The sequence below is a fragment of the Micromonospora sp. NPDC047467 genome (genome assembly GCF_040643095.1).
In the GTDB taxonomy this organism is placed as follows: domain Bacteria; phylum Actinomycetota; class Actinomycetes; order Mycobacteriales; family Micromonosporaceae; genus Micromonospora.
The window spans coordinates 1-24,790 of the sequence record NZ_JBEYTO010000014.1 but is presented as its reverse complement, the minus strand read 5'-3'; the positions used below and the strand labels follow the sequence as shown (position 1 = coordinate 24,790).

The following is a 24,790-nucleotide window of genomic DNA, read 5'->3' as shown; positions in this document are numbered from 1 at the left end:
CTTCGGACCGGCCGGACGCGGGCTGCGCCCGGTCTTCGGACCGGCCGGACGCGGGCTGCGCCCGGTCTTCGGACCGGCCGGACGCGGGCTGCGCCCGGTCTTCGGACCGGCCGGACGCGGGCTGCGCCCGATCTTCGGACCGGGCGAGGATCGCAACTCCGGGCTGTCCCCGATCACCGTGGTGGCGTACCGGTAGCTGCGCCCGGTCTTCGGACCGGGCGAGGATCGCAACGTCACCGCCGCACTGCACGCCATCGAGAAGGCCCACGCTGCGCCCGGTCTTCGGACCGGGCGAGGATCGCAACTCGTCCTGGCGCAACTGCATCACCAGGTACATGCCCGCTGCGCCCGGTCTTCGGACCGGGCGAGGATCGCAACTCGTGCCGCGGGTACGCCTCCCAGTCGGAGGTCTGGCTGCGCCCGGTCTTCGGACTGGGCGAGGATCGCAAGCCCGACAACTACCTCGTCCTCGGCGGCAGCGGCGAGCAGGCTGCGCCCGGTTCCCGGACCGGGTGAGGATCGCTGCTCCTGCTTGAACGGCGGGTCGGAGGCGGTCTCGGGGCCGGCTGCGCCTGGTCTCCAGACGGTGCGAGGGTCGCAACACCGTGATGGTGTCGGATGTAGGTGCTGACACGGTCAGATCCGGGGGTTGGGCCGGTCCCGGCCCCGGACGCCGAGACAACTATCTGACAGATAGTGAACTCGGCGTTGACTCCTCCGAGGGCGCATGACTCGATGGGTCGGTGATGGGGTCACTTGGTACGAGTTCCAGGGCTACGTGTGGGAGTTGAGGTTCCGCTAAGGGCGCATAGTCCCGCTTCCGGTACCGATGTGTGGCACCTCCTTGAGGACCACCTGCGTGGCACCGCCACCCTTGCTCGGGGGTTCGCGGCTCCCTTTGGGGGTGGCGATTTGGCGTACTGGCTGGGTCTGCTGCATGACTGCGGCAAGGCCAGTGATGCCTGGCAGGAGCGGTTATCAAAGGTTGCCGCTGGCGGCGGGCGAGTCGGCATCGACCACAAGGCGTTCGGCACTCGCGTGGCGTGGGACCGTGGTCTGGGCAGGTTCGCTGTTGGCATTTTCGGGCACCACGGTGGGCTCCTGGACCAGGGCGACTTCAAGAAGAAGTTGACGTCTGCGTTGAGGGATAACCCGCGAAACGTGGTGTCGGCGGAGGCCGCTCTGTCCCGTCTGCTGCCGGACTTGCCCGCTGACCTGAGTGCCGCGTTGCCGGAGCGTTGGCAACGGGATCCGCTGGTGGGGGAGATGGCGTTGCGGCTGTGCTACAGCGCTCTGGTTGACGCCGACGGGTTGGATACTCAGGCGCATCACTATCAGCTCGCCGTTCCGAGGGTGCGTCCGGATGCCGATTTCGGCCACCTGTTTGCGCTGTTCGAGCGACGTCGGGCAGAGTCACTTGCGAAGCGTTCGCCGTCGCCGATTGATGGGCTGCGGGAGCAGGTCTACGCGGAGTCTCTCGCCGCTGCGGAGCGGCCCACCGGGATGTTCCGGTTGCACGCGCCGACTGGGGTGGGGAAGACCCTCGCCGGGGCTGGCTTCGCGCTGCGTCACGCGCAGCGGCACGGTCTGCGTCGGGTGATCGTCGCGGTGCCGTTTTTGACCATCACGGAGCAGAATGCCGATGTCTACCGGCGGATGCTCGATGAGGATGGTGCGGAGCCGGTGGTGTTGGAGCATCACAGCCAGGTGGATTTCGATGCTCCTGGGGGTGGGCGTTGGGCGCGTCAGGCCGCGGAGAACTGGGATGCGCCGTTCGTGGTGACGACGTTTGTGCGTCTGTTCGAGTCTCTCTATGCGCGTAAGCCGTCGGCGATGCGGCGGGTGCATCGGCTGGCGGGGTCGGTGATCGTGCTGGACGAGGTTCAGGCGTTGCCGCACGACATGCTCGTGCCGATCCTGGATGGCCTGCGTCTGTTGGTGGAGCATTTCGGGACGACGGTCTTGTTGTCGTCTGCTACCCAGCCTGACTTTTGGGCGTTGCGGACCTTCGAGGATCTGGACCGGTTCGAGTTGGTCTCGGAAGTGTCGGTGCTGAACGAGAAGATGCGGCGTGTGTCGTACGAGTGGCGGCTGGACGCAGATCTCACATTGGGTGACATCGCTGATGACGCCAGCGTCGGGTCGGTTGACAGCGGCGCCGTTGGCGGATCCGCGATGGTGGTGGTGAACACGACCGCGGATGCCCGGACGGTGTATGTGCGGTGGCAGGAGGAAGGCTTCGGTGATGTCGCCTGGCATCTGTCGACGCGGATGTGCCCGGCGCATCGGCGGCGGGTGCTGGAGGTGGTGATCCGGCGGTTACGTGCCGGTGAGCGGGTGCTTCTAGCCGCGACGCAGCTGGTGGAGGCGGGCGTGGACCTGGACTTTCCGCTGGTATATCGGGCGATGGCGCCGGCTGATTCGTTGCTGCAGGCTGCCGGTCGGGCCAATCGGGAGGGGCGCTTGGACCAGGGACGGGTTGTCATCTTCGCTCCGTCAGACGGAGGGCAGCCGGGCGCGTACAAGAAGCTGGTCGGTGTTGCGAAGACCTGCTTCGGGCCCTGCGTGGCCGATCCGGATAACGCGTCGGCGTTGTCGGACTACTACCGTCGGGTCTATGACGCGCTCGATCTGAAGGACCCGGATCACGTTGGTCAACGCATCCAGCAGGCCCGTGAGCGGTGGGCGTTCCAGACCGTTTCCGACGGCCCGCTGATCGATGTGAAAGGCGACCGTCGTGATCACAAGCAGGCGTTCCGGCTCATCCGCGACGAGGGCATCTCCGTGGTGACCCCGCAGGGAGCGTCAACGGACGCGGAGTGCGCCGCGCTCATCGACCTGGTTGAAAAAATCCGCAACGCACCTGTGCCGGACCTGCGTGACCTGCGTCAGCTTCAGCCCTACACGACGTCCGTGCACAGCGGTGTCCTCGCTAACCCGGAGGTGAAGGCGCGGATGCGACCGATCCTCGGCGACGAGGCTCAGGTGGGTGCGCTGGTGGAGTGGATCGGCGACTACGACAGCGCTACCGGCATAACCTTCGATCCGAACCTTGAGGAGTTCGTGCTGTGACGACGGATGTTGTCGACGGGGTGAGCCTGCGGCGCAGCCGCGAGGGTGACTTGCCTGTGGTGGTTCAGGTCGCCGGCGAGGCGGCCCTGTTCTCCCGCCCGGAGCTGAAGGTGGAGCGGGTGAGCTACCCGGTCATGACGCCTCCCGCCGCGGTGGGCGTGTTGGAGTCGATCTATTGGAAGCCGGAGTTTCGCTACGAGATCGTCGCGATCGAGGTGCTCAGCCCAATCCGGCAGTTCACGATCCGCCGTAACGAGACCACGGACGTGGCGCCGTTGGCGGAGGCGATCAAGGGCACCCGCCGGGTGGACACGGTGGCGCATCGCGATCAACGCAACGCGGTCTGCCTGCGGGACGTGGCGTACCGTATCCACGCGCACATGGTGCCGGTTTCGCATGCGGACAAGCCGGCCTCCGCGTACCGGGATCAGTTGCGCCGCCGGGTCCGCCGGGGTGCCTGCTTCCAGCGTCCCTACCTGGGTACGCGGGAGTTCAGCGCGGAGTTCGGTTGGCCGGACGACAAGGTCGAGCGTCAGCACGATCTGCATGAGGACATCGGCATCATGCTGCACTCGATTCACCGCGACGGTGGGGGCAGTCCTCGCATGGAGTGGTTCTCCGCCCGGGTGCAGGCCGGGATTCTGTACGTGCCGCAACGGGGAATGGAACTTGCCCTCCCCGGCGGGGGCGCCTGATGCTGCTGCAGCGGCTCGTCGAGTACGCGGAGTCCACTGGGGAAGTGACTCCACCGTTCTATGCACGGAAGCCGGTACGGTTCCTGCTCTACCTCGCCGCTGACGGCACGCCCACCAACACCGAGCTGGTCGATTTCGCTGATCCGGGAACACCCGGGCAGCGATTCGGGATCAACCGGTGGATGCCGAATGTCACCCGGACCGTAGCGGTCGCGCCGACGCTGGCCGCCGACACCGTCGAATACGCGCTGGGTTGGGTTGCCGAGGACGGCAAAGCCGACCGGGTGGCCAAGCAGCACACCGCGTTCCAGGAGCTGATCCGGGACTGGGCTGCCGCGGAGCCGGATGGCCCAGCTCCCGCCATCGCCGCCTTCTACGCTGGCGGTCACGCACCGAAGGTCGTCACCGATCAGACGTGGAGCCGCGCCGACGTGGTGGCCTTCGTCGTCGACGGGCAGATCGCCACCGAACACGAATCAGCGAAGCGGTACTGGGCGGGCGTCGCCGCCGGGCGTAAGGGCCTCGGCCGGGCAGGCTACTGCCTGGTCTGCGGCCACGTCCGCGACCTGCTCAAGACGATCCCGCAGCAGATTCCGCGGCGGTGGCTGCCCGGCGCCACCCAGAACGCCTCCCTGGTGAGCGTCAACGAGGCATCCCACGGCTACGAGCTGACGAAACTTCTCGCCCACACCCCGATCTGTGTCACGTGCGGCTTGACGTTCATGTCGTCGTTGACGGCCGTGCTGTCCGATGAACGGCACAGCACCGCGCTACCCGGGCAGAACGCCCGTCTGGCCTGGTGGCTGGTCGGCGGCTCCCGCTTCGACCCCATGGCCCCGCTGGACGCCCCGGACCTCGACGACGCCCGCGCCCTGCTCGCCACCCCCGGCGACGGCATCGAACCCGGCGATGACGACCTGTCCACCTTCTGCTCGGTGACCGTTGGCGGCAACGTCGCCCGAGTCGTGATCCGCGACTGGGTGGAGATGCCGCTGCCCCGGGTCAAGGACCATATTCGTTCGTGGATTGACGATCACGAGATCGCCGACTGGTCCGGTGAGGTCACCCAGGTCCGGCTGACCCAGTTGGTCCGCGCGGCGGGCCGATGGCAGGTCGGGCGAGGCGGCGCCCCCGGCAGTTGGGTCAAGCTCGGCGCCAGGGGCGAGGACCGGCCGGCCGGCCTGCAACACGCGCTGCTACGGGCCGCGCTACTACACAACCCGCTGCCGCCGCGACTGCTCACCCATGTGCTCAACCGAATCCGCACCGACGGCCGGGTCGACCCGGCACGCGCGGCCCTGATCCGGCTCGGCCTGCGCCGCCGGCCAGACCGAATCGACGAGTCTGAAAGGCTGACACCCACGTTGAACTTGGACAACAACGACCCCGCCTACTTGTCCGGCAGGGCCTTCGCCGTTCTCGATGACCTCCAGCAGACGGTTTTCCGCGCGGCGAACCAGCCGCTGAACACCACCTTCGCCGAGCGGTACATGGGCCGCGCCATCACCAACCCGAGAGTGGTCCTGGTCAACGGGCAGCGGACCTCGACCGCCTGGTTGCGCCGCCTACGCGGACCGTTGCGCAAACCGGGCTGGGCCAAGGCTTACGCCACCCGACTTGACGACATCTTCGCCCAGATCGACACGAGCCGGGACTCGATCCCGAGCACCGCCGTCCTGGCGCAGAAGGCCCAGTTCGTCCTCGGCTTCCACCAGCAACGCGCCGCCATGCGCGCCGAGCGCATCGAGGCCGCCGCCAAGAAGAAGAACACCGACCTGCCGCCCGCCTCAGACGACCAGCCCACCACCGAAGGAGACGCCGAATGAGCGACACCCACCTCGACCCGGCCCGCCGCCACGACGCAGTTCTCCTGTTCGACGTCACCGACGGCAACCCCAACGGCGACCCCGACGGCGGTAACCAGCCGCGCACCGACGACGAGACCGGCCAGGGCCTCGTCACCGACGTCGCCATCAAACGCAAGATCCGCGACACCGTCGCCCTGATGCGCGGCGACGACCCAAAGTTCGGGATCTTCGTCGAGGCCGGCCACGCGCTGAACACCCGCATCGAGGAAGGACTCAAGGCCAACCCCGGCCGCGCCGACGAGGCACAGCGGTGGCTCTGCGAGCACTACTTCGACATCCGCATGTTCGGCGCCGTACTCAGCACCGGCACCACCAAGGGCGGCGCCGGACAAGTGCGCGGTCCGGTACAGCTCACCTTCGCCCGCAGCGTCGATCCGGTCCTTCCCACCGATCACGCCATCACCCGGGTCACCCAAACCCGCCAGGACGACATCGACAAGGGTGAGCGGACCGAGATGGGCTCGAAATGGACCGTGCCCTACGGCCTCTACCAAGCCCGCATCTTCTACTCCGCCCCCCGCGCCGGGAAGACGGGTGTCACCTCTGACGACCTCGCCGTGTTCTGGCGGGCGATCACCCTGATGTTCGACCACGACCGCTCCGCCACCCGCGGCGAGATGAAACTCTGCGGCCTGTACGTCTTCAGCCACCCCGACGCCCTCGGCGTCGCACCGGCGGCCAGCCTCACCGAACGCGTATCCCTCAGCCGCGCGAACACGGAAAAGCCCGCCCGGCACCACCTGGACTACCAGCTGACCCTCGCCACCGACAACCTGCCCGAGGGTATCGACTTCACCCCACTGGTGAACCTCTGGCCGTGACCCCGACGACCGATGGCGACAGCACCCTCGCCGAGATCCCGCTCTCCGCACTCGAGCACTACGCCTACTGCCACCGACAGACCGCACTCATCCACGTCGAGGGCATCTGGGGCGACAGCGCGCAGACCGTACGCGGCGATCTGAGCCATCGACTGGTGGACCTGCCCGGCGTTACCCGGCGGGCAGGTCTCACCACCATCCGCTCCCTACCCGTCGGCAGCGCCGTGTACGGCCTCAGAGGCATCTGCGACGTAGTGGAACTCTCAGGCACCACCGCCATCCCAGTGGAATACAAAGTCGGCCGCTATCAGCCAGACGGGCCCGCTGACCTGCAACTCGCCGGTCAGGCCCTCTGCCTCCTCGAAGCCGGATTCGACGTGCCCCTCGGATACATCTACTCCGTCGCCGAACGCCGCCGCCACCCAGTCAGCATCAGCCCCGACCTCCTGCACCAGGTAGTGCAAGCGGCCGAGGCCATCCGGCGCCTCCTCGCATCTCAACACCTACCAGCGGCACGTAACGACACCCGATGCCGCAAGTGCTCACTGCGCGACGACTGCCTACCCGACGTGACCGACGGTCGACGGACCCGACCGGCAGCCGACCTCTTCACCCCAAGGCCGTTGGGACAGTGGCGTGACTGAACTACTCAACACCCTCTACGTACAAACTCCCGGAACCAGCCTGCACCTCGACGGCGACACCGTCCGCGTCTACCACCCTGAACAAACCGGACGACGCCTGCTGCCCCTGACCAGAGTCGACCACCTGGTGCTCTTCGCCGGCGTGACCATCACCGACGACCTGCTGCTGCGCTGCGCCGACGACGGCCGATCCGTCAGCTGGCTCACCGGCATGGGCCGATTCAGAGCCCGCGTCGCCGGCCCCACCAGCGGCAACCCACTCCTACGACAAGCCCAGCACCGCGCCGTCGACAACCACGAGCACCGGATCAAGATCGCCAAAGCCATGGTCGCCGGCAAGATACACAACTCCCGCCAAGTTCTGCTCCGCGCCGGCCGCGACACATCCGGTCACCGGCAGACCGCGTTGCGAGCATCAGCGGAACTCATTGGTCAACGACTGGAACTGCTCAAGAGCGCCGAGAGCATCGACGGCGTGCTCGGCACCGAAGGCATCGCCGCACGCGACTACTTCGCCGCCCTGCCATACCTCGTCACCGACAAGCAATGGCGAAGCACCGGACGAACCAAAAGACCACCCACCGACCCCATCAACTGCCTCCTGTCCTTCCTCTACGGCATGCTCCGAGTCGCCGTGCACGGCGCACTCGAACAAGTCGGCCTCGACCCCTACATCGGATTCCTCCACGCCACCCGCCCCGCCAAGCCGGCACTCGCACTCGACCTGATGGAAGAATTCCGCCCCCTCCTCGCCGACCGACTCGCCTTCACCCTGCTCAACCGACGAGAACTTTCCACCGACGACTTCGAACTACTCCCCAACGGCGCATACAGGCTCACCGAAACCGGCCGAAAAAACACCCTCAACGCATGGCAGGCCGCCCGACGACGAGCCTGGCCACACGCCCACCTCAACCGCGAAATAGAAGGCGCCGTCCTCCCGCTCGTGCAAGCACGCCTGCTCGCCCGGCACCTCCGAGGAGACCTCGCCACCTACCGCCCCTGGACAGTCAACTGACGTGGACATCCTCATCACCTACGACGTAGAAACCATCACCCCAGCAGGCCAGAGGCGGCTGAGGAAAGTCGCCAAAATCTGCGAAGCGTACGGACACCGCGTCCAGAAATCCGTCTTCGAGGTCGTCTGCCGCGACGCCGACAAGGTGAAACTCGTCGCAGCCTTGCAAGATGCCATCGATCCCGCCCGCGACAGCATCCGCATCTATCGCCTCCCAGCCAACGCACTCGACAACGTCGAACACCTAGGGCTGCCACGACACGTCGACCCCCGCGGTCCGTTCGTGATCTAGGAACCCCCAGTGGTCCCCCGGAGAGCCTGACGTTCCCAACTAATAAACCATACTAATTGGGACTTTCCTGGCGCGGCCACGGATGTCTAGCTAGTGACTAACTTGAATAACGGCTGCTCACGAGCCGCTGCGCCCGGTCTCCGGACCGGGCGAGGATCGCAAGTTCGACGTGCTCGCCGCGCCGTGGGTCGGCGCCGACGGGCTGCGCCCGGTCTCCGGACCGGGCGAGGATCGCAAGTTCACCAACGCGCAGGGCCTCGCCCTGGGTTTCGGCGGCTGCGCCCGGTCTCCGGACCGGGCGAGGATCGCAAGCTGCGCCCGGTCTCCGGACCGGGCGAGGATCGCAACACTGGGCACCGCCGAGCAGGGACTCGGCGACCGCGGGCTGCGCCCGGTCTCCGGACCGGGCGAGGATCGCAACGCCGCCCTCGGCACCGCCAGCACCTACCACGAGAGCATGCTGCGCCCGGTCTCCGGACCGGGCGAGGATCGCAACGGTTGTTTGGTCGACTACTTCCGTTGCCGTGTCGACTGGCTGCGCCCGGTCTCCGGACCGGGCGAGGATCGCAACTACTTCACGCACTGCTCGTTCGACTACCAGGCGCAGGGCTGCGCCCGGTCTCCGGACCGGGCGAGGATCGCAACCGACACGTCCGGGCGTGCTGCGTGGATATCCGCAGGGCTGCGCCCGGTCTCCGGACCGGGCGAGGATCGCAACTGGGGCGGGTCGTGGACGGGCGGCGCCGAGAACGTGCTGCGCCCGGTCTCCGGACCGGGCGAGGATCGCAACGGGCCACGCTCCCCCGGCCGGTACATGATCGCCGAGCTGCGCCCGGTCTCCGGACCGGGCGAGGATCGCAACCGCTTCGGACAGGAGGCGGCCCGGTGAAGCCGACGAAGCTGCGCCCGGTCTCCGGACCGGGCGAGGATCGCAACGGGGTGTCCGCGTATGCGGGCGAGAGCGACACGGAGGCTGCGCCCGGTCTCCGGACCGGGCGAGGATCGCAACTGCTGCTCCTTGTCGAACCGGGTGGGGGTCGACGCGGCTGCGCCCGGTCTCCGGACCGGGCGAGGATCGCAACAAGCGGCGCCGGGACATGACCCGCATCGACATCACCGCTGCGCCCGGTCTCCGGACCGGGCGAGGATCGCAACTGCGCCTTGTTCGGGTGGAACAGCTTCTTCTCCCGGTGGCTGCGCCCGGTCTCCGGACCGGGCGAGGATCGCAACTCGTGTGGCCCCGGCAAGACGACGGCGACCAGATGGCTGCGCCCGGTCTCCGGACCGGGCGAGGATCGCAACGCCTGCAACACGTCGCGGCACTCCGACACTGTTCGCGCTGCGCCCGGTCTCCGGACCGGGCGAGGATCGCAACCATGAAGGGCGATCTATACGCGCGCAAGTCCACAAAAGGCTGCGCCCGGTCTCCGGACCGGGCGAGGATCGCAACTCGACCCACACGGGTGTTAGCCGGCCCGGCGCTGGCGGCTGCGCCCGGTCTCCGGACCGGGCGAGGATCGCAACTGGCGCGTGTCGGTCGCCCCGCCGGCAAGCCCATCATGCTGCGCCCGGTCTCCGGACCGGGCGAGGATCGCAACTCCGTGTTCGCCGACCAGATCGTCGAGCAGGCCAGCGAGCTGCGCCCGGTCTCCGGACCGGGCGAGGATCGCAACATGGTGTGCGGATCCCCAAACGGAGCATGTCTGCCCGCTGCGCCCGGTCTCCGGACCGGGCGAGGATCGCAACACCGGCGCCGCCCTGCGCAACGTCGAGACCGCCCGCCGCTGCGCCCGGTCTCCGGACCGGGCGAGGATCGCAACACCGATGACGGCGGCGTAGAGCAGGGTCAGGGCGTCGGGCTGCGCCCGGTCTCCGGACCGGGCGAGGATCGCAACGCGAGCAGGTCGTACAGCACTTTCGCCGAACGCTGGTCGCTGCGCCCGGTCTCCGGACCGGGCGAGGATCGCAACAGGGTGTGGGCGCCGGGGGTGGCGAAGTCGCCCGAGCGCTGCGCCCGGTCTCCGGACCGGGCGAGGATCGCAACATCACGGTCCTCTGGTCAATGCGAATGGAATCTCCGCGCTGCGCCCGGTCTCCGGACCGGGCGAGGATCGCAACGCCGAGCTGGTCGCGCACGACCTGTACCACCTCGGACCAGCTGCGCCCGGTCTCCGGACCGGGCGAGGATCGCAACTCGGACGTCTACACCCACCTGCCGACGGCCCTGCCGCTGCGCCCGGTCTCCGGACCGGGCGAGGATCGCAACTGGTACGGCAAGCCGGACCCGTACGGCCGGCAGCCGGCTGCGCCCGGTCTCCGGACCGGGCGAGGATCGCAACTCTCTCGAGGATGGCACCTGCGATCCGACGCTCTAGCTGCGCCCGGTCTCCGGACCGGGCGAGGATCGCAACTCCGTGGCGGCGCGGTAGGCGGCGACCGGCGGCGTGGCTGCGCCCGGTCTCCGGACCGGGCGAGGATCGCAACGTCGGCGAAAACCCATGAGTTGCCGTCGACGTAGCAGGCTGCGCCCGGTCTCCGGACCGGGCGAGGATCGCAACACGATCAACAATCGTTGTCGTACCCGTCCCGGGGCATAGGCTGCGCCCGGTCTCCGGACCGGGCGAGGATCGCAACCGATCAGCCGAAATGGAGTTAGCCCCCGGTTGCGCCGGGGCTGCGCCCGGTCTCCGGACCGGGCGAGGATCGCAACCGGTCGTACGTGATCGACCGGCTACGCGCCACCGGCAGGCTGCGCCCGGTCTCCGGACCGGGCGAGGATCGCAACCCGGAGCCCTTCGCCAACGAGATCAGCGCGAAGGTGCTGCGCCCGGTCTCCGGACCGGGCGAGGATCGCAACACCATCGTCGCGATGCCCGTCGAGTTCGGCGGCGAGCAGGCTGCGCCCGGTCTCCGGACCGGGCGAGGATCGCAACACTGCGGCGAAGAAGCGGTCAGCGAGCGCCGTGACGGCTGCGCCCGGTCTCCGGACCGGGCGAGGATCGCAACTTCGGCCGCTGACGCCCCCCGGCCCCCCCGGCCCCCGTAGCTGCGCCCGGTCTCCGGACCGGGCGAGGATCGCAACCTCGCGTGCATCCGCAAAGGGAATGACGTTGGCGGCGGCGCTGCGCCCGGTCTCCGGACCGGGCGAGGATCGCAACCTCCAAGACCCGGCCACCGGCACGCGGGACCCGGGCCAGCTGCGCCCGGTCTCCGGACCGGGCGAGGATCGCAACTACCCGGCCGACGCGGTCGCTCTGCCCGTCGCCCTGGAGCTGCGCCCGGTCTCCGGACCGGGCGAGGATCGCAACGCACACTGGCCGCCGTAGCGTCGAGAGTTTCGGTAGCGGCTGCGCCCGGTCTCCGGACCGGGCGAGGATCGCAACCCGCCACCAACTCCTTGGCGGCCAGCGTGATTGAGGGCTGCGCCCGGTCTCCGGACCGGGCGAGGATCGCAACTCCGGCAACGCCGCCAGCCGCGCCGACGCCCGCGAGCAGGCTGCGCCCGGTCTCCGGACCGGGCGAGGATCGCAACCTGGGCCCGTCGGGCAACCCGTTGGCGTGCCGGTAGCTGCGCCCGGTCTCCGGACCGGGCGAGGATCGCAACTTCCTCTGGCACTCGTCGACGTACCCCCCGAGTGCTGGGGCTGCGCCCGGTCTCCGGACCGGGCGAGGATCGCAACCCCGGCGTGACGCGACTCCGGCCGGCGCACGCCGAGCTGCGCCCGGTCTCCGGACCGGGCGAGGATCGCAACTCCGACGCGCAGTTTGACGAGATCATGGCCGCCGGCGCTGCGCCCGGTCTCCGGACCGGGCGAGGATCGCAACACGCCGTTGACGCGCACGGTGATCGGCAGCCACTCCCGCTGCGCCCGGTCTCCGGACCGGGCGAGGATCGCAACCCTTCGGCTGGCAGGGGTTGAGGGCGGCGGCGGCGCGCGCTGCGCCCGGTCTCCGGACCGGGCGAGGATCGCAACCTGTGGTGGCGCTGATGCCGCGTCACACCGTGCCCGGCTGCGCCCGGTCCCCGGACCGGGCGAGGATCGCAACGGCTACTCGTCGCCGCTGGTGACGACGGTGGCGCAGGCGCTGCGCCCGGTCTCCGGACCGGGCGAGGATCGCAACCTCGGCGGGCTGGGCCTGCTGATCTGGTCGCGGTGGCTGCGCCCGGTCTCCGGACCGGGCGAGGATCGCAACAGGTCTCCGGTGCTGGTCCAGCCGACCGTCCCGGAGAGCTGCGCCCGGTCTCCGGACCGGGCGAGGATCGCAACAACCACACGTCGCCGAGGTTCGGCACAACCGACCCCGAGCTGCGCCCGGTCTCCGGACCGGGCGAGGATCGCAACCCGTCTGTGCCTGAGGAGGCCACTCGTGCCCACTGGCTGCGCCCGGTCTCCGGACCGGGCGAGGATCGCAACACCGAGGCAGTTCGAGATCCGGTAGTCGGCGTGGCCGGCTGCGCCCGGTCTCCGGACCGGGCGAGGATCGCAACGCCCGGGGGATCGGCAAAGGGCTCGGCAAGGTCGCCGGCTGCGCCCGGTCTCCGGACCGGGCGAGGATCGCAACGCCTCGTAGTAGTTGAGGGTGTCGGTGTACCGGCCGGCGCTGCGCCCGGTCTCCGGACCGGGCGAGGATCGCAACTCACGGCGACGCCACCCGGCGGCGTGCGCGGCCGCGTTGCTGCGCCCGGTCTCCGGACCGGGCGAGGATCGCAACGGTTTGGGATCTTGCGGCGTCCGGGGTGGGCCTCCGGGCTGCGCCCGGTCTCCGGACCGGGCGAGGATCGCAACCCGAGTTCGGCCAACTCGGTACGGATCGCGGCCCGCGGCTGCGCCCGGTCTCCGGACCGGGCGAGGATCGCAACACCTTGGTCTCGACCGGCGCGGCCGGCGTCGGGGAGCTGGCTGCGCCCGGTCTCCGGACCGGGCGAGGATCGCAACGACCTGGTGAAGCGCGACGCGGCGGCGGTGGCGGTGTGCTGCGCCCGGTCTCCGGATCGGGCGAGGATCGCAACCTGGTCCTGACCGCCGTTGCATGCGTCGGCACCGCGCGCTGCGCCCGGTCCCGGACCGGGCGAGGATCGCAACGAAAGGGTCGCTCGGATTGAATAGCCCGGTCGATACCGCTGCGCCCGGTCCCCAGACCGGGCGAGGATCGCAACATCGAGCTGTACGTACCCGAGCCGAAAACCGTCCAGGTTGCTGCGCCCGGTCTCCGGACGGGCGAGGGTCGCACATCGACGGGTCGTTGGCGAACTCGCTGTGTAGGACGGCTGCGCCCGGTTCTCGGACCGGGCGAGCATCGCAACATCCGGCAGGGTGGTCGCGATCTGCATGTACGTTCGGTAAGGGGCTGCTGTCGTCCGAACCATCAGTAGGCCGTGATCTCGATGTACGACCTCACCCGCGCGTGCCTGGAGTCACGATCCCGAGTGGCTCGGCTGGGCCTCCGAGGCGTAGAGCCGCCCGCCCCTGCTGACCTACCTGCTCGGCCCGGTACTCGGTGTCTCGGCCCGAGGTAGCACGTCCCGCGGGTCGGCGTAGTGCGACGGCGGCGCGGTGCCAGGCTACACACCTGCCTACGCTGCGCCACTGTGGTCGGGCAGCCACTCTCGTCCTGCGCCATGGCAAGCGACCCCCGAAGCCGTGGCAACGGCCGTTGCAGGACGGCGTTCAGTTTGTGGGGGATAGCCGGCCTGTCTCGTCGCCGTGGGCGTTGAGAAGCACGAGGGCCTTGCCGTCGAGACCGGCTCGTCTGGCCGTGGTGACCCATTGTTCGATCGGCACGCTGTCGGCGCAGAACGCCAGTGTGGTTGCTCGTGCGGTGGCGAGCAGGGTGCCGTCGGCGGCGGTGATCCACCGACCGCTTTGGTCGTTGCAGCCGTCGGATCCGTGCCACTCGCCGTCGGCTGTGAACTCCAGGTAGGCCGCCTTGTGTCCGCTCTTGGGCACCCAACGGCCTATCGGCTGGCGCTGGTCTGCGGAAACGAGTGTCGCCGGTAGTGCGACGGCTGGTGCCAGGGCCCGTCGCGCTTCGTCGGTGACCACCGGCGGCTTCAGCACGGAGTCGGCCTTGTCGGGCTCGGGGGTCGGTGTCGCCCCGGGGATCAGCCGGGCGACCGCTTGCCCTCGTCCGTCCAGGAGTACGGGCAACCCCGCCCTGTCGAACTGGTAGGCGGTTACGCTCCGCAGCCACCCAGGTGTCTCCTGGCTAGCTTTCTCGCAGCCAGGCGTGCTTTCGACGACGGCCGTGGAAGCCGACCAGACGTCGGCGAGGAAAACACCTTCATCGTTGGCCCGCCAGGACCCGCCCAAGGTGCCGCAGTGGCTGCCGATCAGGTGCAGTTCACTGTCAGCGAGGCGCAGGATCGTGCCCGTGCCGGGGTCGGCAACGTCAACGAGCGTCCAGGAGCCGATCAGCATCTCCGGCGCCAGCGGTACTACGGCCCCCGTGGTGCCCGTGACCGGCGGGGTTGGGTCTGCTGCCTCCGGGTGGCCCTGCCTCGCGCATCCGCTGAGCAGCATGCCCATCACTACCATCGTCGCGAGGCGGCCCTGATGCGCCTTTGGGTTTCTCATCCTGCGGTCTCCCGGCTCCTTCAGGCACCGTCGCCGCCGGAGTTAGGCGGCGCTCGGCGAACGACAGTTGCGCTTCTTCGGTCAACGGCTGGTAGGAGCGTTGGATGCGCCCGCGATCTCGTCGGATCACGACCCGCCGCACGGGCCGCCCCTCGAACGGGGGCGGTGCGGCCGCTGCCGCGGTTTCCTAAAGACGTGCCACCGCGCAGAACACCCGCGCACGTTTCTCTCCCGCACCCAACCGCCGGTGCCGCATCGACCTGCTGGTAGGCCCTCACCAGCCCCGCGGACGAGCAGTTCTGCCGATGCCGCCGTCGAACATGCCAGCTTCCGTTGCCGGGAGGGACCGGTTCTGCTGCTCTGACCGGTGCTGGCGGCGGCTTCCAGAAGACCTTCGGCCACGTAGGGGTGGCATCCGTACCGCGCCCCGCTCCACGAACGTAGATCGCAGTGTCGGCTCCGCCTGAAAACTGACCCCGTGGTTCCGGCTGAATTTTGACCCCTTCCGGAAGCATCGGGAGGTGCTGAGCGTGGAGGACTGGGCGGAGATCCGTCGGTTGCACCGGGCGGAGCGGATGGCGATCAAGGCCATCTGCCGCCGGCTGGGGGTCTCGCGGAATACGGTGCGTAAGGCCTTGGCCAGTTATGAGCCGCCTCGCTATCAGCGGGCGGCGAAGGGCTCGATCGTGGACGCGGTCGAGCCGCAGATCCGGGCGTTGTTGGCGGAGTTCCCGGACATGCCGACGACGGTGATTATGGAGCGGGTCGGGTGGACTCGCGGTAAGACGGTGTTCGCCGATCGGGTGCAGCAGCTGCGGCCGTTGTTCCGCCGCCCCGACCCGGCCCAGCGGACGGAGTATCTGCCGGGTGAGCTGGCGCAGTGTGATCTGTGGTTCCCGCCGGCGGACGTGCCGTTGGGCTTCGGGCAGGTCGGCCGGCCGCCGGTGCTGGTGATGGTGTCGGGGTATTCGCGGTGGCTGTCAGCAGTGATGATCCCGACCAGGCAGTCGGCGGACCTGCTGGTCGGGCACTGGACGTTGATCTCGGGCTGGGGTCGGGTGCCGAAGGCGTTGGTGTGGGACAACGAGTCCGCGGTCGGGCAGTGGCGGGCCGGCAGGCCGCAGCTGACGGAGGCGATGAACGCCTTTCGCGGCACTCTCGGCATCAAGGTGATCCAGTGTCGGCCGGCGGACCCCGAGTCGAAGGGCCTGGTGGAGCGAGCCAACGGCTATCTGGAGACCTCGTTTTTGCCCGGGCGTCGCTTCGCCTCACCCGGCGACTTCAACGCCCAGCTCACCGAGTGGTTGGTGCGGGCGAACAACCGTCAGCATCGGGTGCTGGGCTGCCGGCCGGCTGAGCGGTGGGACGCCGACCGGCAGGTGATGCTGCCACTGCCGCCGGTCGCGCCGGTGGTCGGCTGGCGGCAGGCCACCCGGCTGCCCCGCGATCACTACGTGCGCTTGGACGGCAACGACTACTCGGTGCACCCGTCGGTGGTCGGCCGGCGGGTCGAGGTCACTGCAGACTGCGACCAGGTGACGGTGTTCTGCGACGGTCGGCCGGTGGCCCGGCATGACCGCTGCTGGGCAAGCCATCAGAGCATCACCGATCCCGCCCACCGGCAAGCCGCGGCAGACCTGCGTGTCGCTGCCCAACGCACCCCGACGACCGCCGTCGACGCTCAGGTCGAGCGGCGGGCGTTGAGCGACTACGACCGGATGTTCGGCCTGGACGTGGAGGTGGCTGCGTGATGGCCACCAAGACCAACAGCCGCAACGTCGCATCCGAGATCGCGTTTCTCACCCGCGCCCTGAAGGCGCCGTCCCTGGCCGCGTCGGTCGAGAGGCTGGCGGAGCGGGCCCGGGCGGAGTCGTGGACGCATGAGGAGTTCCTCGCCGCCTGCCTGCAACGCGAAGTCGCCGCCCGCGAAGCCCACGGCGGTGAGGGACGCATCCGCGCCGCCCGCTTCCCGGCCCGCAAGAGCCTGGAGGAGTTCGACTTCGAGCACCAACGCTCTCTGAAGCGGGAGACGATCGCCCACCTGGGCACCCTGGACTTCGTGGCGTCGAAGGAGAACGTCGTCTTCTTGGGCCCGCCCGGCACCGGCAAGACGCACCTGTCCATCGGCCTCGGGATCCGGGCCTGCCAGGCCGGGCACCGGGTCGCGTTCGCCACCGCCGCCCAGTGGGTGTCCCGCCTCGCTGACGCCCACCACGCCGGCCGCCTGCAAGACGAACTCGTGAAGCTCGGCCGGATCCCGCTGCTGATCGTCGACGAGGTCGGCTACATCCCCTTCGAAGCCGAAGCCGCGAACCTGTTCTTCCAGCTGGTCTCCAACCGCTACGAACGAGCCTCGCTGATCGTAACCAGCAACAAGCCCTTCGGCCGCTGGGGCGAAGTGTTCGGCGACGACGTCGTCGCCGCCGCCATGATCGACCGCCTCGTTCACCACGCAGAGGTCATCTCGATGAAGGGCGACAGCTACCGCCTCAAAGACCGCGACCTCGGCCGCGTCCCCGCAGCCACCAAGACCAACGACTGAACATCAACAACCAGCGAGGGGGTCAAAATTCGGCCGGAACAGAGGGGTCAAAGTTCAGCCGGCGTTGACACGCAGTCGCGCCGGGACCGTGAACAGCAAGGCGAGCTCGGGCACGCGTCGGCCGACAGAGAGCGTCGATGGCCGCTTTCAGCGGGCGAGGTCTCGGCTTTGAGGCTTTCGTGGCCGGTTCGCCGCCACTTCACCAGCGACATAATTGATGGGCATGACGGTCGGGGGCGGCTGCCATCCACCAACGCCGAGGCGGCCGCCATGCCGATCTCCCAAGCCCCTGCTCACTTCCCGCGCGCCGTGCGCTACGTCGCCGCAGCCGTCCTCGCTGGAGCCGGTCTGGTCGGTGTCAACGCGCAGCCTGCGTCGGCCACGCCTCCCGGGATCCCATCGAAGGCGACGGCGCAGTCACAGCTCAACGCCCTGACCGGGGCGGCGCAAGGCGCGGCCAGTGGCTACTCCCGTGACCTGTTCCCGCACTGGATCACCATCAGCGGTACCTGCAACACCCGCGAACAGGTCCTCAAACGCGACAGCACCTCCGTCGTCGTCACCAGCTCCTGCACGGCCACCTCCGGCCGCTGGTACAGCCCGTACGACGACAGCGACCTGGACGGCGGCGTCCGACGCCGACCAGCTTCGCTGAAGCCGAAGACTGCGGCCAGATGCAGCGGGTCGCCGCCAGCGACGAGGGATTCCTCGAGTTGGCGATTGATACGTAGCCGTTCGAGGCCGCCAAGCAGGCAGCGCAGGTTCAGGATCCAGGTGGCTGACCGTTGCGTGGCCCAGCGCGCTCGTGCCGCTGACCAACAGGTGCGGGTTGGCCGTGTCCGGCCACCGCTCGCGCCGGTAGGCCAGACAATCGAGCAGGGCTTGGGTGGTGAAATCGTCGAGCGGGCCGACTGGTACCCGCGACGGTGATCCGCCGCTTGCCGAGATCGACGTCGTCCAGGTGCAGAGCGCGGATCTGGCCCGGTCGCGCGGTGTCGGCCAGCCCTCGGGCTTACCTGCGGCGCATGAACGCGTGCAGCGCCCTGCCGCTCCCCACCTGCGTCACATTGATCAGTTCCCACCCCGTGTGGCTGAGGTGGTCGGCGGCGGCGAGGGCCTGGCTGACACTGTCCCCGCCAGCGGCGTAGGCGACCACGGCAAGGTGCCGATGGGGGTAGGCGCGCAGATCGACCAGTTGCTGCAGAACCGCCAACGCGGTGATCGCGCGCGAGCGAGCGACAGATTCAATGGTCTCGTGGGGCATACCTCGACGATAAGGGCAACCGGCACGGACCATCCCCTGGCCCAGCTGACGGTATGTTCAACCTCGTGGACCCTCGATCGCGGAATCGGTCGCTGGCTGTCGGCCTTCTCGTAACGCTCGCGGTTGCCGGAGGCTGTGATGACGGCGGATCCGCGACACCTCGTGCCCGCACCACCCCGCCGGCTGCCACCGCTTCCCTCACGAGCAGCTCATCACCCGCCGCCAGTTCCTTGTACGAGGCCGCCAACCTCGACCTGTGCCAACGCACCGACCTGGCACCCCTGGCGGACCTATCGGTGCGGGTCACTCGTACCGATCCGAAGCCGCCGCTGGCCCGGCAGGGCTCATCGTGCCTGTTCGAGATGCGCACCGCAGACGACCACCAGGCGAACCTGCTGGTGGAGGCATCCTCGCTGACAAACGCCGAGGAGGCCGGGCGGCTCTACACGGCGACCCGACAGGTGACCGGCATGACGGCAGACGGCCCTGTCGCCGAGGTCGGCGAGGAGGCCGAGGGATTCGTCAAACGATCGGACCCCGGCTTCAAGTACACCGAGTACATGCTCCACGCCCGTAACGCCAACCTGGTGGTGAAGGTCTGGCTCGCAGTGGGCGCCGACTCCTACCTGCCCACAGAGGTACTCGCCGCGAAAGCGCTGACCATCCTCAAGGCGACCTACACCGCCGTGCCGCACGCCTGACGACAGGCTCTACCCGCGCACGGCCTCGGGCCAACGGCCACCGGGAAGCTTGGAGTGGTCACCGACCTGCGTCGCGATGTCCCGGACGTTACCCAACGCGTCGACGAAACGCTGACCGACCGTCAAGAGGGTGTCCAGCCCCGCGGCGACGATATCGCCGACCGACTCCGCCAGCGTGTCGATGGCCCACGGAATGTTGATGACCGTCGTCGCGTCAACGGCGGCCTGGGCGAACTTACCCGCCAACTTGGTGACGATCTTCGCCAACTCCACCGCATAGTCGACGTTGGCCTTCGCGATCTTGAACAGCCACTGGCTGACGAACTCCGCCTTGACGACGGACTCATCAACCGCAGCCCGCTGCTTGACAGCCTTGTCGGCGTACGCGCGCGCCGCGTCGCCGGTCCACTTGACCAGGTTCTGGTCGACCGGCTCGCTGATCGTGAACGACAACTGGGAGGCAGGTGTCTTCACCTCGCTGACCCACCGGAAACTCATCGAAATCAGCGACAGCACCGGCAGCTGGTGCTCCACGGCGTGATCGACCCGATCCATGACCTCCCGCAGGCCGCGACGCACGGCATCAATGTTGCGCTTGATCCACAGCAACGCCGCCGGCCCGAGAATCCACGCCCACTCGTTGACCTGCGCGACGACGTCGTTGAACCCCTCGACGGCAAGGTCCACGCCGACGCGGATCTGGTCAAAGGCCTTGTTGAACGCCTCGCCATACTCCAGGTCCGGCGGTGCGGGCTGCATCAACTGGATGTCCTTCCGGGTCGTGACGCCGCTCAGGCCGTGTAGATCGTGTTGAGGTCCAGCGAGACCACCTCGTCGGCCCGGTCGTACGCGTCAGCGACGCGACGAAGCGCTTCACCGACCTGCTCAAACTCCGTGGTCGCACCCGTGAGGAGCCCGACCATGAAGGCGTGGAAGTCGCGGTACGCAGCCGAGTGCACGCCGACGTTGGCGTCGCCGATGTAAAACGCGGACGCGTCCAAGCTCAGCCCCTCCGCGGCTGCCTTGATGACGGCAGCGCTGTCGGACAGCTGCAACCACTTGCCGCCCTCGGCACGCAACGCGTCGGTGATGACGTTCAGCTCATCCACCTGGACACCCCTCACGGTCGTGTCGAACTGCCTCTGCCAGGTCGAACGCACGCAGGACAGACCGTGCTTCGAACTGCAGCTGACCGGCGTCGGCACGGGCGATCCGACCCGTGTCGCCGGTGATGCCGACAATGCTGCCCGCACGAACCCGCAACGTCAGACAGCCATTGGGGCTCGACATGACCTCCTCGACCGGGGACACACGCACCTGTGCCACCCGATCCAACTCGACGTCAAGGCCCTCCAGCGTGCGCCAGGTCTCCCGCGACCACACGCCCTCAGCAAGCTCCGGCGACTCCGCCACGGTCTGGTGCGGCGGTGTCGGCGGCGCCTTCGCCTCCTGAAGTTCGGTCAGTGCGGCCCGGTCCAGTGCGGCGCCGACCGCGGCGTTGTAGGCGTCGAAGAGCGCCGTCGGAAAACGAGCTACACCAACACCGCTTCGCCACTCACGGCCGACCATCACGGTGTCGACCCGGCGCTGCGCATCAACGACCACCGAAACCGCCCCCGTGGCATCGGATCCGCAGAAGCCATCGGCTTCCGAGTGCTGACCAGCATCCCGCAGCGTCTGCTCGACCCGTTGCGCAAGTGCGACCTCGTCACCGAGGAAATCGAGGCTTGCCAGCGACAGGCGTGGACCGCGTCCGTCCCTCATCCGTCCCTCAGTTCCCTCACCTCAACCAGCGGGTGCCCAACGGCCCGATCTCCAGAAGGCACGACCACCGTACGTGAATCCTCGCGAGCCCGCGGTACCGTTCCCCACCCATGGATGCGACACCGCTACCCGGCCTCACCAGGCCGTAGCACTGCCTCCAACCTGTACAGCCACATCGTCGATCTAGCCAACGTCGTTCCGCCCAGGCTGCCGCGGCGGATGTATCGACACCCAGTGAGTCGTTCAGCGGGCTGACAGTTCCACTGTTCGGCGGAGCGTAAGCGGCCGCGACGGTGCCGACAATTGCTGGTACGCCTCTCATTGGAGCTGCCGTGCAGCAGACACCCGATCCGCGAGATCCGTCCGCTCAGCCGCCTGGAACCGACGCGTCGCCGCCCGCACGGCGACCCCCGGTGCACTCTGCGGCCCCGGCCGCTCCTCCGGGAACAGGTGTGAAGGTCGGGATCGTCCTGTCGGTGGCAGTCATCGGTGGGCTCTTCATGTGCTGCATCGGCGGAGGCACTCTTGCCACTGTCGGCCTACTCCTCGGCGACACGTCACCTTCTCCACCCGCTCCAGCCTCCTCTGCCGCCGAACGAACGCCATCACCGAGTACCCGCACGCCTGAGCCGACTCGCACCACCGCTCTGCCTACCCCGCCGACCACGCCACCCGCAGCGACGGCTCGCCCAACGACACCGGAGCAACCCCTGCCCGCCTACGACATCTTTGAGCGCCGGGACGTCAGCTCCGGATCCGGCGCTCGCCGTCTAGCCCTCCGGGTGGAACTCCGCGTCTACCCCGTCAAAGTTCAGCAGGTCACCGACGTCGCGACGCGCATTGTGGAGAACCATCGAGGGCAGGGGTGGCAGGCGCTGTCGATCGTGATCACGTACGACCGACGTGAGGTGTTGCCCAGCTACGCGGCGTTCGAATGGGCACCCGAGGGGCGCTGGGCGGACGCTGCCAAAGGAGATGCCGCCTCCTGGCAGGGCTACCGGCTCCACGAGGCCGTCGTCCGCGACAAGCTGACGCAACCCGACAAGTGCCAGGTCCCGTCCGAGCAGGCGTACAGGCTCAACAACGAGTTCAACCAAGCGACAGAGGACAACGTCGAGGTCAGCGAGGAAACGGTGCTGGCAGATATCGCCAAACGGGGACACAACATCTCGACCGCCCGCGCTGAAGAGCTAGTCCTGACCGTCGAGGACTGGACGATGTGCTGACAGGGCCCTGCTTCCCTGCCCCGACATCGCCGTCGGCCGCATCCCGCTCGACCGTGCGCCGGGGAACCAACGAAATATCGGCCCTCAAAGTTTTGTGACTGCGGCATCACCCCTTCACAAACATGGCCTTCGATGGACATGATCCTCAGGGACGGTTGCCGTCCACCCCGTGTCGAGGAGGCCCCCATGCGGGTAACCCGAGTCTCTGCCCGTTTTCCACGCGCCACGCGCCACGCCGCCGCAGTCGTCCTCGCCGCGCTGGCCGGCGCCGGCCTGGTCGGCATCAGCGCGCAGCCCGCGTCGGCCGCACCTCCCGGGATCCCGTCGAAGGCGACGGCCCAGTCGCAACTCAACGCCCTGACCGTGGCGGCGCAAGGCTCGACCAGCGGCTACTCCCGTGACCTGTTCCCGCACTGGATCACCATCAGCGGGAGCTGCAACACCCGCGAGCAGGTCCTCAAGCGGGACGGCACCTCGGTGGTGGTCAACAGCTCCTGCGCGGCCACCTCCGGACGCTGGTACAGCCCATACGACGGGGCGACCTGGACAGCAGCCTCCGACGTCGACATCGACCACGTCGTGCCCCTTGCCGAGGCGTGGCGCTCCGGCGCCAACTCGTGGACGACCAGCCGCCGGCAGAGCTAAGCCAACGACCTCACCCGCCCACAGCTGATCGCAGTGACCGACAACGTCAACCAGTCCAAGGGCGACCAGGACCCCTCCACCTGGCAGCCGCCTCTGTCGTCGTACCGCTGCACCTACAGCAAAATGTGGATCACCGTGAAATACAACTGGAGCCTGACCCTGCAGTCATCGGAGAGGTCCGCCCTGCAAAGCATGCTCAACACCTGCAGCTCCTGACCTCGACCTTGGCCTGCGGTCTGCGGCCCCCCAGGGGCCGCGGATCGCAGGTCGAACGCTATGCCTGCTGCGGCGGCTGGCTATCGCCGGACTGCTTGCGCCACTGGCCGCCCGCGTCGGCGGCGAGCAGACGCTTGACCATGGCGTGGACTCGTCTTAGGTGTCGAATTCCCACCGAAGGACCCGGACCCGGACGCTGTCGCGGGCTGTGACCTTCCGCCGGGCCCGGGCGGGATCACCCCCGCGTGCGCGGGGAGCAGCCGCGCATACCGACGCCGGATGAACGCGTCGACGGACCACCTCGTCCGCCGATCCGCACGGCTCCCATACCGCCGCCGTTGGTCCCGAGGACCGAAATGTGTGTCTGGTCGACTGCGCGGCCTGGCGCTTCTGTGCCGCCGAGCTCTGCTACATCCCCGAGGAGGCGGAGATGTTCTCTTTGACTGGGGCCTGCCCGACAGGCTCTCGTCGCGGCCGAACTGGCCACGCCACTCGAGTGCGCGGCTGGCCCCCCCCAGACTTCATACGCAACGACGGAAGACTACGAGACGTCCGGCAGAACGCGACCGAGCGCGGCATCTACCTGCCGTCGTCCGTATGTGTTGACCAGGGTCAGGTAGTACAAGGCGGGCGCGGCGGGCGTCCAACTGTTCCGTCGGTCAGTTCGTAGGAGGTAGCGAAGTGCAGGCTCGGGCTCAAACGCCACATAATCGATGGCCCGGTGTTCCCAGCCGTCCTCGACGCCTCTGGACACGTGCGCCTCGAATTCGGCCCGAGACATTGCGCTGAGGCGGGCGAGGAACATGACGCCCCACTGCGAAAGGGACGTGGCGAGGTGGAAGGCTAGCAGGCGAAGTTCGTACTGGTCCTCTCCGATGTGGAGCTCCTCCCGCACGCCGCGGCGAGCAGCGCTGAACAGGTCCGGAGGTGCTCCGTCCACGGAGTCCTTGTCCGGGGACAGCGACTCGTTGACCGACGGCGCCCACATGTCCTGACCGGTCGCCGTTCGCGCGCTTCGACGGGACACGACGAGCCAGTTGTCTGAGGTAACGACTGCGACGTTCATTCCGAAGCTTGAGCGCATGAAGTCCGGGATCTGCCTCGGTTCCCGCCCGTCGAGATAGAGGCCTCTAAGTGTTGCGCCGCCCGGGAGTCTACGGTCGAGGCGTTGAGTTGCGAGAAATGTGTAGTAGTCGGAGTGTTTCAAGATCAGAGTTACATCTGGTTCCTCCTTCGGCCCGCTACGAGAAATGACTAGGTCCTCAACGGCGTACATCGCCCCGTTCCAGGCCGACTCCTCGCCAGTACTGCTGCGGCGCTCCTGCTCGGCAGCTATCTCGGCTCTCCATCGTGCTAGTGCCTCGTCTTTGAACGTTGATCGTGTAATCCGTTGGTTCTGAGGATGTGTCGGGCAGGCTGTCTCCCATCGTTTCTGGTCTGGGAGGTG

Annotated in this window: 17 protein-coding genes, 3 pseudogenes and 1 CRISPR repeat array; of the genes and pseudogenes, 14 read left to right on the top strand and 6 right to left on the bottom strand. The window is 68.3% G+C overall.

Translation table 11 applies throughout. The features are described from left to right. The 8 genes and pseudogenes from ABZ780_RS29005 to cas2 all read left to right on the top strand — a co-directional run. Positions 1 to 196, top strand: a pseudogene (locus ABZ780_RS29005) (hypothetical protein); the annotation flags it as partial. A gap of 584 nt (positions 197 to 780) precedes the next feature. Further along, positions 781 to 3,072, top strand: coding sequence for a CRISPR-associated helicase Cas3' (gene cas3, locus ABZ780_RS29000; RefSeq protein ID WP_357488071.1), 2,292 nt, complete (start codon positions 781 to 783; stop codon positions 3,070 to 3,072). Between the two features lie 20 nt (positions 3,073 to 3,092). Beyond that, a complete protein-coding gene (gene cas5c / locus ABZ780_RS28995; RefSeq protein ID WP_357488070.1) occupies positions 3,093 to 3,767 on the top strand; it encodes a type I-C CRISPR-associated protein Cas5c in 675 nt (224 codons plus the stop codon). Next, a complete protein-coding gene (gene cas8c, locus ABZ780_RS28990) occupies positions 3,767 to 5,593 on the top strand; it encodes a type I-C CRISPR-associated protein Cas8c/Csd1 (protein ID WP_357488069.1) in 1,827 nt (608 codons plus the stop codon). Before cas5c ends, cas8c begins: the two co-directional genes overlap by 1 nt. After that, complete coding sequence (cas7c, locus tag ABZ780_RS28985; RefSeq protein WP_357488068.1) at positions 5,590 to 6,456, top strand: type I-C CRISPR-associated protein Cas7/Csd2; 867 nt, start codon at positions 5,590 to 5,592, stop codon at positions 6,454 to 6,456. Before cas8c ends, cas7c begins: the two co-directional genes overlap by 4 nt. After that, entirely contained in the window at positions 6,453 to 7,100 is a 648-nt protein-coding gene (gene cas4 / locus ABZ780_RS28980; protein WP_357488067.1) for a CRISPR-associated protein Cas4, read from the top strand. The genes cas7c and cas4 overlap by 4 nt, the downstream gene beginning before the upstream one ends. Further along, a complete protein-coding gene (cas1c, locus tag ABZ780_RS28975; RefSeq protein WP_357488066.1) occupies positions 7,093 to 8,118 on the top strand; it encodes a type I-C CRISPR-associated endonuclease Cas1c in 1,026 nt (341 codons plus the stop codon). Before cas4 ends, cas1c begins: the two co-directional genes overlap by 8 nt. A 1-nt stretch (position 8,119) precedes the next feature. Beyond that, the gene (cas2, locus tag ABZ780_RS28970; RefSeq protein WP_357488065.1) at positions 8,120 to 8,410 is read left to right on the top strand and encodes a CRISPR-associated endonuclease Cas2; all 291 of its coding nucleotides are present in this window, start codon (positions 8,120 to 8,122) and stop codon (positions 8,408 to 8,410) included. A 126-nt stretch (positions 8,411 to 8,536) separates the two neighbouring features. Further along, positions 8,537 to 13,715: direct repeats of the CRISPR family, unit length 37 nt; unit sequence GCTGCGCCCGGTCTCCGGACCGGGCGAGGATCGCAAC. A gap of 364 nt (positions 13,716 to 14,079) precedes the next feature. Here cas2 and ABZ780_RS28965 read toward each other — a convergent pair. Then, complete coding sequence (locus ABZ780_RS28965) at positions 14,080 to 14,937, bottom strand: META domain-containing protein (RefSeq protein WP_357488064.1); 858 nt, start codon at positions 14,935 to 14,937, stop codon at positions 14,080 to 14,082. A gap of 569 nt (positions 14,938 to 15,506) precedes the next feature. Here ABZ780_RS28965 and istA point away from each other — a divergent pair. From istA to ABZ780_RS28950, 3 genes and pseudogenes are all read left to right on the top strand, one after another. Beyond that, positions 15,507 to 16,736 (top strand): IS21 family transposase, encoded by a 1,230-nt coding sequence (gene istA / locus ABZ780_RS28960; RefSeq protein ID WP_357488063.1) that lies wholly within the window; start codon positions 15,507 to 15,509, stop codon positions 16,734 to 16,736. Further along, positions 16,736 to 17,527 carry an IS21-like element helper ATPase IstB gene (gene istB / locus ABZ780_RS28955; RefSeq protein WP_357488062.1) on the top strand — a complete coding sequence of 264 codons (792 nt, stop codon included), beginning with the start codon at positions 16,736 to 16,738 and terminating at the stop codon, positions 17,525 to 17,527. Before istA ends, istB begins: the two co-directional genes overlap by 1 nt. 270 nt (positions 17,528 to 17,797) lie before the next feature. After that, a pseudogene (locus ABZ780_RS28950) lies at positions 17,798 to 18,164 on the top strand (hypothetical protein); the annotation flags it as partial. A 375-nt stretch (positions 18,165 to 18,539) separates the two neighbouring features. On the opposite strand, the gene ABZ780_RS28945 reads toward ABZ780_RS28950, so the two are convergent. Next, on the bottom strand, positions 18,540 to 18,791 hold the full coding sequence (locus ABZ780_RS28945) for a transcriptional regulator (protein WP_357488061.1): 252 nt from the start codon (positions 18,789 to 18,791) through the stop codon (positions 18,540 to 18,542). A gap of 296 nt (positions 18,792 to 19,087) precedes the next feature. On the opposite strand from ABZ780_RS28945, the gene ABZ780_RS28940 reads away from it, so the two are divergent. After that, entirely contained in the window at positions 19,088 to 19,492 is a 405-nt protein-coding gene (locus tag ABZ780_RS28940; protein WP_357488060.1) for a hypothetical protein, read from the top strand. Positions 19,493 to 19,501: 9 nt separating this feature from the next. On the opposite strand, the gene ABZ780_RS28935 is transcribed toward ABZ780_RS28940, so the two are convergent. The 3 genes from ABZ780_RS28935 to ABZ780_RS28925 are packed head-to-tail and all read right to left on the bottom strand — an operon-like array spanning position 19,502 to position 21,256. Continuing rightward, positions 19,502 to 20,251 carry a hypothetical protein gene (locus ABZ780_RS28935; RefSeq protein ID WP_357488059.1) on the bottom strand — a complete coding sequence of 250 codons (750 nt, stop codon included), beginning with the start codon at positions 20,249 to 20,251 and terminating at the stop codon, positions 19,502 to 19,504. A 32-nt stretch (positions 20,252 to 20,283) separates the two neighbouring features. Next, complete coding sequence (locus ABZ780_RS28930; protein WP_357488058.1) at positions 20,284 to 20,601, bottom strand: hypothetical protein; 318 nt, start codon at positions 20,599 to 20,601, stop codon at positions 20,284 to 20,286. Then, entirely contained in the window at positions 20,594 to 21,256 is a 663-nt protein-coding gene (locus tag ABZ780_RS28925) for a hypothetical protein (RefSeq protein ID WP_357488057.1), read from the bottom strand. Before ABZ780_RS28925 ends, ABZ780_RS28930 begins: the two co-directional genes overlap by 8 nt. A 782-nt stretch (positions 21,257 to 22,038) precedes the next feature. Between ABZ780_RS28925 and ABZ780_RS28920 the strand changes: the two genes are divergently transcribed. Both ABZ780_RS28920 and ABZ780_RS28915 read left to right on the top strand, forming a co-directional pair. After that, complete coding sequence (locus ABZ780_RS28920; protein ID WP_357488056.1) at positions 22,039 to 22,482, top strand: hypothetical protein; 444 nt, start codon at positions 22,039 to 22,041, stop codon at positions 22,480 to 22,482. 186 nt (positions 22,483 to 22,668) lie between these two features. Further along, positions 22,669 to 23,343, top strand: a pseudogene (locus tag ABZ780_RS28915) (DUF1524 domain-containing protein). A 541-nt stretch (positions 23,344 to 23,884) separates the two neighbouring features. Here the strand turns inward: ABZ780_RS28915 and ABZ780_RS28910 are convergent. Beyond that, a partial coding sequence (locus ABZ780_RS28910; protein WP_357488055.1) for a hypothetical protein occupies positions 23,885 to 24,790 on the bottom strand: 906 nt, incomplete at its 5' end.